This window comes from Xanthomonas sp. DAR 80977 (assembly GCF_041240605.1).
GTDB lineage: Bacteria > Pseudomonadota > Gammaproteobacteria > Xanthomonadales > Xanthomonadaceae > Xanthomonas_A > Xanthomonas_A bundabergensis.
In genome coordinates, this window is sequence record NZ_CP162487.1 from 994,098 (window position 1) to 1,007,941 (window position 13,844).

The following is a 13,844-nucleotide window of genomic DNA, read 5'->3' on the forward strand; positions in this document are numbered from 1 at the left end:
TCGGATGCGGCCGGCCTCTGCATGGCCGCATCTTCCTAATCCGGGATCCTTTCCATGGAACGCATCGAACACCATGCCTGCTGCGGCGGCTGGCAGGACGTCTATCGCCACGACTCGGCCGTGCTCGGCTGCACGATGAACGTGGCCGTGTACCTGCCGCCGCAGGCCGAGCACACCGCGTTGCCGGTGCTGTACTGGCTCAGCGGGCTCACCTGCACCGAGCAGAACTTCATCACCAAGGCCGGCGCGCAGCGCTACGCCGCCGAGCACGGGGTGATCCTGGTCGCGCCGGACACCAGCCCGCGCGGCGACGACGTCGCCGACGCCGAAGGCTACGACCTGGGCAAGGGCGCCGGTTTCTACGTCAACGCCACCCGCGAGCCGTGGGCGAAGCACTACCGCATGTACGACTACGTGGTGCAGGAGCTGCCCGGCCTGATCGAGGCGCAGTTCCCGCACAACGGCCGGCGCGCGATCAGCGGCCATTCGATGGGCGGCCACGGCGCGCTGGTGATCGCGCTGAAGAATCCGGGCCGCTATCGCAGCGTGTCGGCGTTCTCGCCGATCGTGGCGCCGTCGCAGGTGCCGTGGGGCGAGAAGGCATTCACTGCCTACCTGGGCGAGGATCGCGCCAGCTGGCTGGCCTACGACGCCACCGCGTTGATCGCCGAAGCGGGCGAGCGCCTGCCGTTGCTGATCGACCAGGGCGGCGGCGACGAGTTCCTCGACAAGCAGTTGCGGCCGCAGCTGCTGCAGGCCGCGGCCGACGCCGCCGGCTATCCGCTGACGCTGCGCCTGCAGCCCGGCTACGACCACAGCTACTACTTCATCGGCAGCTTCATCGGCGAGCACATCGCCCACCACGCGCGCGCGCTGCAGGGCTGAGCCCCGCAGCGCTGCGGCGGCGCAACGGGCGTGTCGGGCGCCGGCGGTTGCATGCACCGGTGTCGCGTACTGCGCGTTGGAGGCGATAGCGAGGTGCATGCCAGGTTGTCTGTAGAAAGAGAACCCGCTGGCGCCGTGTTGCTGTGCTGCTGGCATTGCGGCACTGGCCGGCGCTCGCCGCCGCCGAGGCATCGCGGTCGCCGCTGCACGATGACGGCGCAGTGGCAGTTGCATGCCGATACCGCCCGCGTACCGGCGCCGCCCGTAAACAAATGCGCGGTGCGTCGTCCAATGCGCGGTTGTGCGATTGCCGTCGCGTCGGCTGAGACGGCGCGACGCTAGATTCCTCGGCCTTCGCCATCGTGTCTTCCCGGACTGGAGTCGCGCCATGCTCGCTTGCCGCAAACCCGCATCGTCGTTGTCGCGGCAGCGCTGGCGCAGCCCGCTCAGCGCGCTGGCCATGCTCGCCTGTACCCTCTTCGGCGCCTGCGCGGCGCTGGCGATCGGGGCGGTCACGCCCTAGGTCGGGTCGCGGGTGGACGGCGCTGCCCGCGTCCGCACGCTGTCGTGCAACGCTGCAGCGACCGCGCCGCTGCACGGCGTGCGCGATGGCCGCCGCTGGCCGGAGCCTTGGGCATGCCTGCGCACCATTCCGCTCGGGTCGCGGGCATGGGAGTGGCTTTCTGGTCGACGTCGCCCTGGATTCGCCGACCCTGGAAGGCAGGTCCGACACGCGTTTTTACCGCATGGCCGCTGACGACTCGGTCCAGCTGCGCACGGCCATGCCATGCAACCTGCCGCTGCCGGCCAGGCGTCCCGCTGCCGCAGCGTCGCTTCCACGAGAGGGCGCTGCGCGGTTCGCTGCTGGTGGCCGTGCCGGGCCGAGTTCGCCGCCGTGACTGGAAGGCCAGCGGCGACGCCGATGCGCCGGCGAGCGCGCCGACTCCGCGCTGCGGGTCGCGGCATGCGCGCGCACGCGGCAGGAACGCGAGCGCAGCAGCGTCGCGTCTGCATCGACACCGACATGCTGCGTTGCCTCGCCTGGCAAGTGCGCGCGTGTGCAACCGCCCTCCATGGACTCCCGCCCGAGCATCGTGCTCGCGCGTGCCGCCTCCGGCAGGGCTTGACATGCCGCCACGTGTCAGATATTTCTTACACATGAAAAGGGGAGCGATGACGGGAGATCGATTGCTGGCGATTCTGTCGGCGCTCGACAACCCGCACCGGCTGAGGATCATCGCGGCGCTGGAGAGCGGCGGCCGCAATTACATCAGCCGCCTGGCGCGGGACGTCGGCATCAGCCGGCCGCTGTTGCATTTGCATCTGAACAAACTCGAGGCGGCCGGTCTGGTGACCAGCCAGCTGGAGCTGTCGCACGACGGAAAGGCGCTCAACTACTTCGAGGTCAGCGCCTTCCTTCTCGAACTTTCACCCTCGGTCATTGCCGATGCAGCGGCGTCGCTGACCGACAAGACGGAAAAATAGGAGACGGCCTTGTCGGAGCACCTTTACCTTTTGACGATCTGCCTGCCGCTGGTCACGGTGCTGCTGATCTTCGGCATGCGCTATCTCGCCGCGGTGCGGCAGGCCAAGGCGCAGCTCGATCACAACCAGGCCTATCGCGAGCTGGCCGAGAGGAACCAAGCGGCGCTGAGCGAGATCCGTGGCCGCCTCGACGGCATCGAAAAGATCCTCAAGGACGTCGGATGACGGCGGCCCATGCAGCTGCCGCCGGCGCCGCAGCTGGCGCCGCATCCGGGCGCGAGCGCGACCCGGTGCCGCTGTGGCGGCTGTACGCGCTGCGCGCCGGCTATCTGCTGCTCGTGATCGGCCTGGGCGCGCAGGTCTGGCCGGGCATCGTGCTGCGCCACGACGGCTGGGAACTGATGGAGGGCGTGGTGCAGTGCATGCTCGGGGCGATGGGGCTGCTGGCGGTGCTCGGGCTGCGCTACCCGCTCAAGATGCTGCCGCTGCTGCTGTTCGAGATCGCCTGGAAGCTCCTGTGGCTCGGCGTCGTCGCGGCGCCGCGCCTGCTGCACGGACAGATGGATGCAGGCACCTGGTCCACGCTCTCGGCCTGCCTGCTGGTCGTGGTGTTCCCGATCGTGATCCCGTGGCGCTACGTCGCCGCGACCTTCCTCCGCGCCGGCGGCGACCGCTGGCGCTAGCGGCCGCCTCGCGTCATCCGCAACTCCACAACGGCTGGATACCCCATGGCGTACGACATCCAAACCCGCCCGCAGTTCTACGCGCGGCTCGCGGGAGCGCTCTATCTTGCCGTCATCGTCCTGGGCGGCCTGGCCGAGGGCTATGTGACGAACGCCCTGGTCGTGCCCGGCGACGCCCCGGCCACGCTCCACGCCATCGTGCAGCATGCGCACCTGTGGAAGCTGGGACTGGCCGCGAACCTGGTGGTGCCGCTGATCGCGGTGGTGCAGCTGTGGATCGAATACATGCTGTTGCGGCCGGCCGGAAAGGGCCTGGCGCTGCTGTTCGTGCTGTTGAACATGGCGTCGCTGGCGGTGGAGGCGGTCAGCAAGCTGTTCCAGCTGCTGGTGCTGCCGTTGGCGTCCGCTGGCGCGGCGGATGCGGACCCGCAGCAGGCGGTCGCGCTGGCCTCGCTGGCATTGCTGGGCCATGAGGTCGGTTTCAACATCGCGCTGGTCTTCTTCGGCGCCGCCTGCCTGGTCAGCGGCAGCTTGATCTGGCGCTCGCGCTACCTGCCGCGGTTCGTCGGCGCCTTGATGGTGCTGGCCGGCCTCAGCTATCTGGTGGCGTCGTTCGCGGCGCTGCTGGCGCCTGCGCTCGCCGACCTGCTCAGCCCCGGCATCCTGTTGCCGGTACTGGTGGGCGAGACGACGTTCTGCCTGTGGCTGTTGATCCGCGGCGTCGACCTGCGGCAATGGCAGGCCAGGGCCGCGCTGTAGACGTTGCGAGCAGTCCCGCCGTGGAGGCGGACGCGGCATGTCCTTGGGCGACGGACCAGCGACGGCACAGGCAGGTCCTGCGAGCGACAGACCGGGTTCTGCGCCATCGCGCACGGCGGAAACGTGGCGCGTGGACGCTCGCGCTCAGCGCGGCAAGCGCGCGGCGAGCGTGCCCAGCCGCCGCATCGCCCGTTCCAGGGTCTCGCTCCACAGCTGGCCGCAGGTCAGGCGCAGGTGGTCGGCGTAGTCGCCGCGGCTGGAATACAGGTGCCCGGGCGAGGTGCCGATGCCCTCGGCCAGCGCCGCCTCGAACAGCGCCTGGCCGCTGCCGGCGTCGGCCAGCTGCAGCCACAGCGACAGCCCGCCGGCGGGATCGCCGACCCGGGTGCCGGCCGGCCAGTGCCGCACGATCGCCTCGCGCAGGCGTTGGCCGTTGTCGGCGAGGGTGCGGCGCAACTTGCGCAGATGCCGTTCCAGGTCGTGCCGGGCCAGGTAGTCGGCCAGCGCCAGCTGCGGCAGGCTGGCGCCGCCGACGGTGGAAAAATACTTGGCGCGGACCAGCGCGTCGGTCCACGCGCCGCCGAGCAGCCAGCCCACGCGCAGGCCCGGCGCCAGCACCTTGGAGAACGAGCCGCAGGTGATCACGTTGCCGTGGCGGTCGAAGTGGCGCAGCGGGCGCGGGCGCTGCCCGGACCAGTCGAGCTCGCCGTAGATGTCGTCCTCGATCACCACCGTGCCGTGGCGCGCGCAGCTGTCGAGCAGGGCGCGCTTGGCGCTGTCGGGGGTGAGGCTGCCGAGCGGATTGTTGAAGTTGGGAATCAGCACCGCCGCGCGCGCCGGTGTGCGCTGCAGCAGCGCGTCCAGGCGCGCCGCGTCGATGCCGTGGCCGGCACGGTTGGGCACTTCCAGCACCTTCAGCCGCAGCGCCGCGACCGCCTGCAGGATGCCGTGGTAGGTCGGGGTTTCCACCAGCACCACGTCGCCAGGCGCGGTCAGCGTGCGCAGCGCCAGGCTGATCGCCTCCATCGCGCCGGCGGTCACCACCACTTCGTCGGCCGCCACCGTGGTCGCGCAGTGCGCGTAGCGCTGCGCGATCTGCCGGCGCAGCGCGGCATGGCCTTGCGGCGGCGCGTAGTCGAGGGCGACGCCGCGCTGGCGCCGCAACTGCCGCGACAGCGCGGCCGCCAGTTGCGCGCCCGGCAGCAGCGACGGGGCCGGGGTGGCGGTGTGCAGCGGTACCAGGTCCGAGCGCGCGAGCATGTCGAGCACGCCTTGCAGCGCCGGGTTGTCGACCATGCCCGGGGTGCGCCGCCGCGCCGGCGCAGCGGCCGCAGGCAGCGGCGCGGTGGCGGCGCGCACGAAGTAGCCCGAGCGCGGCCGCGCCTGCACCCGGCCTTCGCGTTCCAGCTGCAGGCAGGCCTGCACCGCGGTGGCGGTGCTGATGCCGTGGTTGGCGGCCAGTTGCCGGATCGAGGGAAGGCGCTCGCCGGCGCGCAGCGTGCCGCGCTCGATCTGCTGGCGCAGCTGGGTGGCGAGCGATTCGTACAAGAGCATGCGGGCGCCTCATCTGTATCGGTGCATTTACAGCGTATCTGAATCTGTAACGGTCGTGCGCGGCGCCGCACACTGCTGCTGTGCCGGCGGTTGCGCCGGCGTTCCCCTCCCGCCGCGAGGCCAGCCGTGCCGCTCTCCCTGTTCGTCGTCGATGCCTTCACCACGGTCCGCTTCAAGGGCAATCCGGCCGCGGTGGTGCCGCTGCAGGCCTGGCTGCCGGATGCGCTGATGCAGGCCATCGCCAGCGAGAACAACCTGTCGGAGACCGCGTTCTTCGTGCGCGGCGCGGACGGCGTGTTCGACATCCGCTGGTTCTCGCCGCTGAAGGAAGTCGGCTTCTGCGGCCACGCCACGCTGGCCAGCGCGTTCGTGATCGCCACCCAGCGGCTGGCGCCGTTCCCGCTGCGCCTGCGCGCGGACGCGGTCGGCGAACTCGGCGTGGAGCGGCTCGCCGACGGCAGCTTCGAGATGCGCTTCCCGAACCAGGCGCCGGCAGCGCTGGCGTCGGTGCCGCAGGCCTTGTACGACGCCTTGTCGATCGCGCCGCAGGCGGTCTACGTCAACGCCCAGGCGTATATCGCGGTGTACGCGGACGAAAGCCATGTGCGCGAGCTGGTGCCGGACCTGGCGCGGATGCTGGCGCTGGCGCCGCGCGATGTGGCGGTCACCGCGCCGGGCCGCACGCACGATTTCGTGTCACGCTATTTCTGGCCGGCCAACGGCGGCGCCGAGGACCCGGTCACCGGTTCCATCCACGCCGCGCTGGCGCCGCTGTGGGCGCAGGCGCTGGGCAAGCCGCGGCTGACCGCCTGGCAGGCCTCGGCGCGCGGCGGCGAACTCGGCTGCCGGGTCGAGGCGCAGCATGTCTACGTGCGCGGCAACGCGGTGCAGTACCTGCACGGGACGATCGCGTCGTGAGCGCGGCCGCCGCCGTTCCCGCCGGCGCCGCGCGGCGCGCGCTGTGGCAGTTGCTGCTGGCCGAAGTGCTGATCGGCTCGGTCGGGGTGTTCGTGCACGAGAGCGGCCAGGACCCGGTGACCGCGGTGTTCTACCGCTGCCTGTTCGGCGCGCTGTTCCTCACCGTGTGCGGCCTGCTCGGCGGCCAGCTGCGCGGGCTGTGGCGCGAGCGCAGGTTGCTGCGCGACGCGGCGGTCAGCGGCGTGTTGCTGGTGCTCAACTGGGTGGCGCTGTTCGCCGGCATGGCGCGCTCGTCGATCGGCGTGGCGACGATGGTCTACCACGTGTTCCCGTTCGTGATGCTGATCCTGGCGGCGCTGCTGCAAGGCGAGCGCACGCGCCGCAGCGACCTGGGCTGGACCCTGCTGGCCTTCGTCGGCGTGGCCTGTTCGGCCGACCCGGCGCGGCTGTGGCACACCGCCGATCGCGGCTACCTGGTCGGCATCGCGCTGACCCTGCTGGCGGCGCTGCTGTGCGGCGCATCGCTGCTGATGTCGCGGCGCATCAGCCGCGAGCGGCCGCTGGCGGTGGTGACGGTGCAGTGCTGGGTGGGCAGCGTGCTGCTGGTCGGGTTTTCCAGCGGCAGCGCCTTGCATCCGGGCATGCACTGGCTGTGGCTGGCGGGGCTGGGGGTGATCCACAGCGGCATCGTCTACGTGCTGTTCTATTCGTCGTACCGGCATCTGCACGTGGCGACGATCGCGATCCTGGCGTTCGTGTACCCGCTGGTCACCTTGTTGCTGGATTACCTGCTGTACGGCCACCGGCTGGTGGCGGTGCAATGGCTGGGCCTGGTCCTGATCGTGCTCGGCACGCTGGCGGTGAACCTGAAATGGCGCTGGCCGCGGCGCGCACCGGGCGTGGCGACGGGCGGCGCGGCGCGCTAGGTGCGCGGTCCACGCATCGCATCATGGTCGGCGAAACGCCTACAGAAGGCATTCGCAGCTGTTCCGGCCGTCGTGGCGCCGGAACAGCTGCGCGGACGCTGCGCTCAGCGCACGTTGCGCAGTTCCCAGCCGCTGCCGGCGAGCAGGCGCATGCGCTGCTTGAGGATGTCGCCGGGGATGCTGGTGGTGGCGACCAGGTCGATGCGCAGGTCGTCCTGCTTGCCGCTGACGCTGGCGGCCGGATCGACCACGCCCAGCGAGGGATCCACGTCGTCCGGCTCCGGCTGCAGCGCGCGCCAGCGCTCGAACCAGGCGGGGCTGCTCAAGGCCTGCTGCAACTGCTCGGCGAAGGCGTCGGCGCCGTTGGCGCTGAAGCTGAGCGTGGGTTCGCTGCCGCGTGCGCGGGCGGGGTCGGGCAGGCTGATCGAGTAGGTCACGGCCATGGCGGTTCCTGTGTGGAGCGGTGCGGCGCAGCCTAGCAGGCGGCGTCGTGAGTGGGCTGTCTACGCGGGCGATGGTGTAGGAGCGGCTTCAGCCGCAACCGGGCGTTACCGGTAACGCACGGTCGCGGCTGAAGCCGCTCCTACAGGAATGCGGGATGCGGCATCCGCCTCAATCCGCAAATGCGCCGCGCGACGCCTAGGCGAACGCGTGCGGCGCGTCGGCGAAGCCCAGGGTGATCGCGCCCTTGCCGACGTTGACCATGCCGGTCAGGCTCATCACGCTTTCCAGCACTTGCACCGCGTGCGTCTCGCAGGCCTCGCGCAGCGCCGCGTAGCCGGGCAGGGCGCGCAGTTCGCTCAGTTCGCCGCCGTAGCTCAGGCACAGCGTCGGCGTCATCAGGCCCGCGGCGACGCGCTTGCCGACGAACTCGAACAGCTTCTGCACCGCGGCGTCGAAGCCCTTGATCTTGGCCACCGGCGCGGTTTCGCCGCGATAGCCGTGCAGCACCGGCTTGATGTCCAGCGCGGTGCCGAGCGCGGCGCTGAGCAGGCCGACGCTGCGGTCGCCCTTGCTGCGCGCGCGGGCGCGCATGTAGTACAGGTCGCGGGTGATCATGTAGCCGTGCACGTTGCCGGCCAGTTCCTCCAGCCGTTCGCGGATCGCCTGCACGCTGGCCCCGGCCGCGCGCAGCCGCACCGCCTCCACCGCGGTCACCGCCTGCGCGGCGAACAGGTTCTGCGTGTCGATCACCCGCAGCGCGAACGGCGAGGTGTGCCCGGCCGCCTGCCGGATCGGCTTGTAGTCGTTGAGGATGGCGAAGCTGGCCTGCAGCGCATGCTGGTGGATCGGGCTGCGGGTCTTGGTGATGGTCATGCAGAACACGTGGTCGTAGTCGATCACCAGCCGGCTCAGGAACAGCTCGCGGATCTGCGCCACGCTGAACGGGATGGTCTCCGCTTCGGCGCCGTGCTCGGCCACGTGCGCATGCAGGAAGCTGAGCGTGGCTTCCTCGTCGCGATGGTCGGCCAGCACGGCCTCGCCGATGCGCACGCTGATCGGCAGCAACACGATGTTGTGGTCTGCGATGTAGTCCTGCGGCAAGTCGCAGGCAGAATCCACCACGATCCCGATACGCATCTGGCCCCCTCCGGCGTTGCGCTTCGTCAGTACCGGCTAGGTTAGCGCAGACGCCGGGCGATGGCGCGGCCGGGTCAGGCGCCGCGCTGCACGGCGATCGGCAGCGCCGCCAGCCGCGCCATCTCGCCGCGCTGCAGCAATTGCGGGTCGGCCAGCAGCGCCTGCATCAGCGGGTGCGCGTCGTTGCCCCACAGCAGGGCCTCGCCGATCTGCAGCGTCGGCACGCCGAACACGCCGGCGGCGATGGCCTGCTCGGTGTTGCCGCGCAATTGCGCCTTGACCTGCGGATCGCCCACCGCGGCCGCCGCATCGGCGATGCCCAGGGCCTGCGCCACCGGTGCCAGCGCCGCCGCGTCGTCGCCGCCACGGCCGTCGCGCCACAGCCAGTCGAAGATCGCATCGATCGCCTGCGGCGTGCTGCCGGCGGCGATGCACAGCCGCAGCGCGGCCAGCGGGTTGAACGGATGCGCCGGCGGAAAGCGCAGCGGCACGCCCTCGTGCTGCGCCTGCCATTGCACGAACTGGTAGGTGAAGCTGCGCTTGTGCGGGATCTCCGCCGGCCCGCGCGTGTGCAGATGCTGCAACACCGCACCGAACACGATCGGCACCGGCTCGATCCGCGCGAACTCGGGCAGCGCCTTGAGCTTGTGCCAGTGCAGGTAGGAAAACGGCGAGACGAAATCGAAATACCAGCGCAGGATCATCGTGCGTCTCCGGGCGGACGCCGCCAGCTTATCGCGGCGCCGCGCGCCGCGCCGGCCGCGGCTGCCGCATGTTGCAGTGCGAAGCGGAGGCATCGCTCGCGCGCTGCGGCGGCGGCCGGCGTAGACAATGCCGCCGCGCCGATCTCGCCCGCACGCGGGAACTGGGAAGCGGCGCACGTGCGCACGCTCGATCGGGTAGCGCTATTGCGCCAGCGCATGCCGCGCGCGCTTCTTTTCATAGCTCGCCGCGAAAGCGCTTTGCTAGCGTCCGCCGCGGCAGCATTTCCGCTGCCGTGCGCCGCACCCTCCAGGAGAGACAGTCCATGCACGATGTCCAGACCGCTCCGATCGCCAAGCCGTCCGCGCGCGCAGCCGCGCATCGCGCGCCGTTGCGCCGGCGCCTGCTGCAGGCGTTGTTCGCCGCGTCGTGCCTGGCCGCCGCGCCGCTGGCGCTGGCCGGGCCTTACAAGATCTTCGGCAACCACTATGCGTGGGTCAACAACTTCAACGATCCCAACAACGTCATCCAGGGCACCTTCGGCACCGGCAGCACGCCGGAGCTGACGGTCACCTTCAATTTCCCCAACTCCAGCCTGTACGGGTATCCGGCGATCGTGCGCGGCTGGCACTACGACTGGAACCCGACCAGCGATACCCTGTTCCCGCGGCAGGTGTCGTCGCTGAGCACGATCCCGGTCAAGTTCAACTACAGCGCCGGCGGCAGCAACCTGGGCGGCGATTTCGCCTACGACCTGTTCTTCCGCCGCGATACCAGCAAGGGCGTGCCGCAGCTGGAAGTGATGATCTGGGGCGGACACAATTCCTGGCCGATCGGCACGCTCACCGCCAGCAACGTGATCAGCGCCGGCGGCTATACCTTCGACCTGTGGGAAGGCAACAACAGCGCCGCCGGCTACTACGTCTACACCTTCATCCCGCACGGCACCGCCGGCCAGGCCAACCTGCCCACCAGCGGCAACCTCAACGTCGACGTCAAGCCGTTCCTGAACTGGCTGCAGGCCAACCGCAGCAAGGACGGCCGCTACAGCAACGCGCTGTACCTGCACGTGGTCGAGGCCGGCTTCGAGGTGGTGCGCGGCAACGGCTGGGCCAAGGTCAGCGCGACCATCGACGCGCATTGAGCTGCACGCCGCAGCGACGGCCAGGCCAGGCCGTCGCCGCCATGGCGGGATCCGGCGCTCTAACGGTGTCGGCGCGCCGGCATTGGCCGGCACCGACATGGCAGGCGGCTAGGCAGCCGCGCTGCCTCGTGGTCGCGACCGGATCGCGGACGCTTGCGGGAAGGCCGCCTCCGGCCACGCTATCGGTCGCGACGCTGCGTGTCGCGACCGGCAGCGCTCGCAGCGCGCGGGCGCGGTTACTGCGTGTACGCCCGCGGCAGCGCGCCGGACTGCTTCATGTAGCGGTCGCGCAGTTCGGTCTGGCGCGAGCGCATCGGGATCGGGCGGCCGCCCAGCCAGACCTGCTCGGCGTAGTGCGCCACGTCCAGCGGATCGCCTTCCCACAGCACCAGGTCGGCGAGCTTGCCTGGGGCGATGCTGCCCAGCTTGTCGTCCACGCCCAGCGCCTCGGCCGGGACCCGGGTCAGGCCGGCCAGGCCGTCTTCCCAGGGCAGGCCGTGCGCGACCGCGTTGCCGGCCAGCTGGCGCTGCTTGCGCGCGTTGTGCGAGCCGTCGCCGCCCTGGGTGAAGCTCACCGCGACGCCGGCCGCGTTCAGCCGCGCCGCGTTCTCCAGGGTCGCGCCGATCTGGTCGAAGCTGCTGGGCAGGTCGTCCAGTGCGTTGACGAACACCGGCACCTTCACCGCGGCCAGCAGCGGCGCCAGCTTCCACGCCTCGTCGCCGCCGGCGATGGCGATGCGCACCTTCTCGCGCTGCGCCCAGCGCAGTAGCTGGCGGATGTCGGCGGCGCGGTTCACCGCCACCACGATGCGGCCCTGGCCGGCCAGGTACCGGGCCAGCACGGCGCGGCCGGCCGGGGTCAGCAGCGCGTGCGGCGAGTCCGCCGGCATGCGCCCGCGCGCTTCGGCCACCAGCTGGTCGAGCAGCATCCACTGCGCGGCGCGCGACTTGCCGCTCAGTTCCAGCGCGTCGCTGCCCAGGCGCACGTACAGCGCGCGCGGGCCGATCGGGTCGGCGCTGCCGTCCAGGCGCATCACCCCGCCCTGGCCGGCGATGAAGGCGCCGCCGCTGCTGGCGCCGAGCGCGGTGAAGCCGATGCCCTCCACGCGCGCGACCGGGATCAGCACCGAGTCGGGGTTGTAGGCCAGGGTCACGTCGAATTCCGGACGCATCGGCTGGTCGTGCGGCAGGGTCAGCGCGCTGTCCACGGTGGAGGACTCGCCGGACACTTCCTCGATGCCGATCTCGGTGATGCCGCCGAACAGCGCCGGGGTCAGCGGGCGGCCCTTGGCCTCGACCACGGCGATGCCGGCCGGCGCCGCCAGGCCCGCGCCGACCGCGCGGATGGTGCCGCCCTGGACCAGCACGTCGGCGTTGGGCAGCGTGCCGCGGGCGCTGGCGGTATGCACGGTGGCGCCGCGGATCAGCACGTCCTGGGCGAAGCCGGGCGCGCTGCCCAGGGCCAGGCAGGCGGCGATGGCCAGGCGTTGCGCCAGGCGGCGGCGCGGATGCGGAGCGGAGCGGCTCATGGGGCAGCCTCCTGGCCGAGCATGAAGTCGGATGTGGGTTGCAGGCGGCGGTCGGCGCGGTCGTAGACCTGCGCGCCGTCGATGTAGACCTTCTCGGCCAGCGCGTAGGAACTGAACGGGCTGCCGTTCCACAGCACCACGTCGGCCATCTTGCCCGGCTCCAGCGTGCCGGTCTGCTTGTCGATGCCCAGCGCCTTGGCCGGGTTGCTGGTCAGCCAGCGGATCGCGCGCTCGGGCGCGATGGCGATGCCGGCGCGGCGGCCGGCGGCCATCGCCTTGGCCGCTTCCTGGTTGAGCCGCTGGATGCCTTCCTCCGAATCCGAATGCACGATCGCGCAGCCGTTGGCGGGGCGGTCGACCAGCGCGATGTTTTCCTGGATGCCGTCGAAGGCTTCCATCTTGAAGCCCCACCAGTCCGCCCACAGCGCGCCGCAGACGTTCTCCTGGGCCAGCCGGTCGGCGATCTTGTAGGCCTCCACGCCGTGGTGGAAGGCGGCGATCTTGAAGCCGAATTCCTTGGCCAGGTCGAGCATGGTGGTCATCTCGTCGGCGCGGTAGCAGTGGATGTGCACGCGGATGTCGCCGTTGATCGCGCCGGCCAGGGTGTCCAGCTTCAGGTCGCGCTTGCCGCCGCTGTCGCCGGAACTGTCGTTGTCGCCGGCGCCGCGGCTCCACCAATGGCGCTTTTCCGGCGCCTTCTTCTTCGGCGCGTTCTTGCGCAGGTATTCGCTGGCGTCGATGAACGCGGCGCGGTAGCCGGCGACGTTGCCCATGCGCGTGGCCGGGCCGCCCTTCTCGCCGTACACGCGCTTGGGGTTCTCGCCGCAGGCCATCTTCAGGCCCCACGGCGCGCCGGGGAACTTCATCGCCTGGTAGGTGGTGGCCGGCACGTTCTTCAGGGTCACGCCGCGGCCGCCGACCAGGTTGGCCGAGCCGGGGAGGATCTGCAGCGCGGTGACGCCGCCGGCCAGGGCGGTGCCGAAGCCCGGGTCCTGCGGCCAGATCGAATGTTCGGCCCAGACGTTGGGCGTCACCGGCGCGGTCATCTCGTTGCCGTCGCTGTGCGCGCTGACGCCGGGGCTGGCGTACACGCCCAGGTGCGAGTGCACGTCGATGATGCCGGGCGTGACCCACTTGCCGTGGCCGTCGATGCGGGTGACGTTGGCCGGGGCGGCGAGCGCGCGGCCCACGGCCTGCACGCGGCCGTCCTGCAGCAGCACGTCGGCATCGTCCAGGCGCTCGCCGGTGCCGGTGAGCACGGTGGCGTGCTCGATCAGCACCGGCGTGGACGCCAGCGCCCGGTAGGTGCTGGGGTAGGGGTCTTCGACGAAGCGCGAGGCCGCCGCGGCAGGGCCGCACAGCATCACGCCCAGGCAGGCGAGCAACAGATGACGCATCAGATTTTCCCCGGATGTTGGCTGCAGCGTTGGCGCCGCCTGCGCACGCTAGCCCGAGCCGGCGCGCTTGCCAAGTGCGGGTGGCGTGGGGCGGGATTGGGGATTGGGGATTCGCAGAGCGCGTCGGCAGGCGAATGCTCACCCGCCCGTGGCTCAAGGTGACAGCGAACTGTCACGCTTTCGCCAATCCCCAATCCCCAATCCCCAATCCCCAATCCCCAATCCCCAATCCCCAATCCCCAATCCCCCATGCGTCCGTTGTTGGTGGAGGACAGCACCGA

The 13,844-nt window shown here is 70.9% G+C and carries 15 protein-coding genes; 9 read left to right on the forward strand and 6 right to left on the reverse strand.

Features of this window, described 5'->3' with window-relative positions; genetic code table 11:
• Positions 1–54: 54 nt before the first annotated feature.
• The 6 genes from fghA (at position 55) to AB3X10_RS04285 (ending at position 3,812) form a co-directional block, all read left to right on the forward strand.
• Positions 55–885: an S-formylglutathione hydrolase gene (fghA, locus tag AB3X10_RS04260; protein WP_369979346.1), complete on the forward strand. Its 831-nt coding sequence runs from the start codon at positions 55–57 to the stop codon at positions 883–885.
• Between the two features lie 388 nt (positions 886–1,273).
• Positions 1,274–1,408 (forward strand): hypothetical protein, encoded by a 135-nt coding sequence (locus tag AB3X10_RS04265; RefSeq protein WP_369979348.1) that lies wholly within the window; start codon positions 1,274–1,276, stop codon positions 1,406–1,408.
• A gap of 665 nt (positions 1,409–2,073) precedes the next feature.
• Positions 2,074–2,370 carry an ArsR/SmtB family transcription factor gene (locus AB3X10_RS04270; RefSeq protein ID WP_369979350.1) on the forward strand — a complete coding sequence of 99 codons (297 nt, stop codon included), beginning with the start codon at positions 2,074–2,076 and terminating at the stop codon, positions 2,368–2,370.
• Positions 2,371–2,379: 9 nt separating this feature from the next.
• The gene (locus tag AB3X10_RS04275; protein ID WP_369979351.1) at positions 2,380–2,595 is read left to right on the forward strand and encodes a hypothetical protein; all 216 of its coding nucleotides are present in this window, start codon (positions 2,380–2,382) and stop codon (positions 2,593–2,595) included.
• On the forward strand, positions 2,592–3,053 hold the full coding sequence (locus AB3X10_RS04280; RefSeq protein ID WP_369979352.1) for a hypothetical protein: 462 nt from the start codon (positions 2,592–2,594) through the stop codon (positions 3,051–3,053). The genes AB3X10_RS04275 and AB3X10_RS04280 overlap by 4 nt, the downstream gene beginning before the upstream one ends.
• 45 nt (positions 3,054–3,098) lie before the next feature.
• Positions 3,099–3,812 carry a DUF4386 domain-containing protein gene (locus AB3X10_RS04285; RefSeq protein WP_369979354.1) on the forward strand — a complete coding sequence of 238 codons (714 nt, stop codon included), beginning with the start codon at positions 3,099–3,101 and terminating at the stop codon, positions 3,810–3,812.
• Positions 3,813–3,956: 144 nt separating this feature from the next.
• On the opposite strand, the gene AB3X10_RS04290 is transcribed toward AB3X10_RS04285, so the two are convergent.
• Positions 3,957–5,366 carry a PLP-dependent aminotransferase family protein gene (locus AB3X10_RS04290; RefSeq protein WP_369979356.1) on the reverse strand — a complete coding sequence of 470 codons (1,410 nt, stop codon included), beginning with the start codon at positions 5,364–5,366 and terminating at the stop codon, positions 3,957–3,959.
• A gap of 126 nt (positions 5,367–5,492) precedes the next feature.
• Here AB3X10_RS04290 and AB3X10_RS04295 point away from each other — a divergent pair, with 126 nt between their 5' ends.
• The gene (locus AB3X10_RS04295; RefSeq protein ID WP_369979358.1) at positions 5,493–6,284 is read left to right on the forward strand and encodes a PhzF family phenazine biosynthesis protein; all 792 of its coding nucleotides are present in this window, start codon (positions 5,493–5,495) and stop codon (positions 6,282–6,284) included.
• On the forward strand, positions 6,281–7,210 hold the full coding sequence (locus AB3X10_RS04300; RefSeq protein ID WP_369979360.1) for a DMT family transporter: 930 nt from the start codon (positions 6,281–6,283) through the stop codon (positions 7,208–7,210). The genes AB3X10_RS04295 and AB3X10_RS04300 overlap by 4 nt, the downstream gene beginning before the upstream one ends.
• 104 nt (positions 7,211–7,314) lie before the next feature.
• Here the strand turns inward: AB3X10_RS04300 and AB3X10_RS04305 are convergent, their stop codons facing one another.
• From AB3X10_RS04305 to AB3X10_RS04315, 3 genes are all read right to left on the reverse strand, one after another.
• Complete coding sequence (locus tag AB3X10_RS04305; protein ID WP_369979362.1) at positions 7,315–7,653, reverse strand: hypothetical protein; 339 nt, start codon at positions 7,651–7,653, stop codon at positions 7,315–7,317.
• 196 nt (positions 7,654–7,849) lie between these two features.
• A complete protein-coding gene (locus AB3X10_RS04310; protein WP_369979363.1) occupies positions 7,850–8,791 on the reverse strand; it encodes a DegV family protein in 942 nt (313 codons plus the stop codon).
• 74 nt (positions 8,792–8,865) lie between these two features.
• On the reverse strand, positions 8,866–9,495 hold the full coding sequence (locus tag AB3X10_RS04315) for a 2-hydroxychromene-2-carboxylate isomerase (RefSeq protein WP_369979365.1): 630 nt from the start codon (positions 9,493–9,495) through the stop codon (positions 8,866–8,868).
• A 323-nt stretch (positions 9,496–9,818) separates the two neighbouring features.
• Between AB3X10_RS04315 and AB3X10_RS04320 the strand changes: the two genes are divergently transcribed.
• Positions 9,819–10,637 (forward strand): GH12 family glycosyl hydrolase domain-containing protein, encoded by an 819-nt coding sequence (locus AB3X10_RS04320; protein WP_369979367.1) that lies wholly within the window; start codon positions 9,819–9,821, stop codon positions 10,635–10,637.
• A 236-nt stretch (positions 10,638–10,873) separates the two neighbouring features.
• Here the strand turns inward: AB3X10_RS04320 and AB3X10_RS04325 are convergent, their stop codons facing one another.
• Complete coding sequence (locus AB3X10_RS04325; protein ID WP_369979369.1) at positions 10,874–12,166, reverse strand: amidohydrolase family protein; 1,293 nt, start codon at positions 12,164–12,166, stop codon at positions 10,874–10,876.
• Complete coding sequence (locus AB3X10_RS04330; RefSeq protein WP_369979370.1) at positions 12,163–13,563, reverse strand: amidohydrolase; 1,401 nt, start codon at positions 13,561–13,563, stop codon at positions 12,163–12,165. The genes AB3X10_RS04325 and AB3X10_RS04330 overlap by 4 nt, the downstream gene beginning before the upstream one ends.
• Between the last annotated feature and the right edge of the window lie 281 nt (positions 13,564–13,844).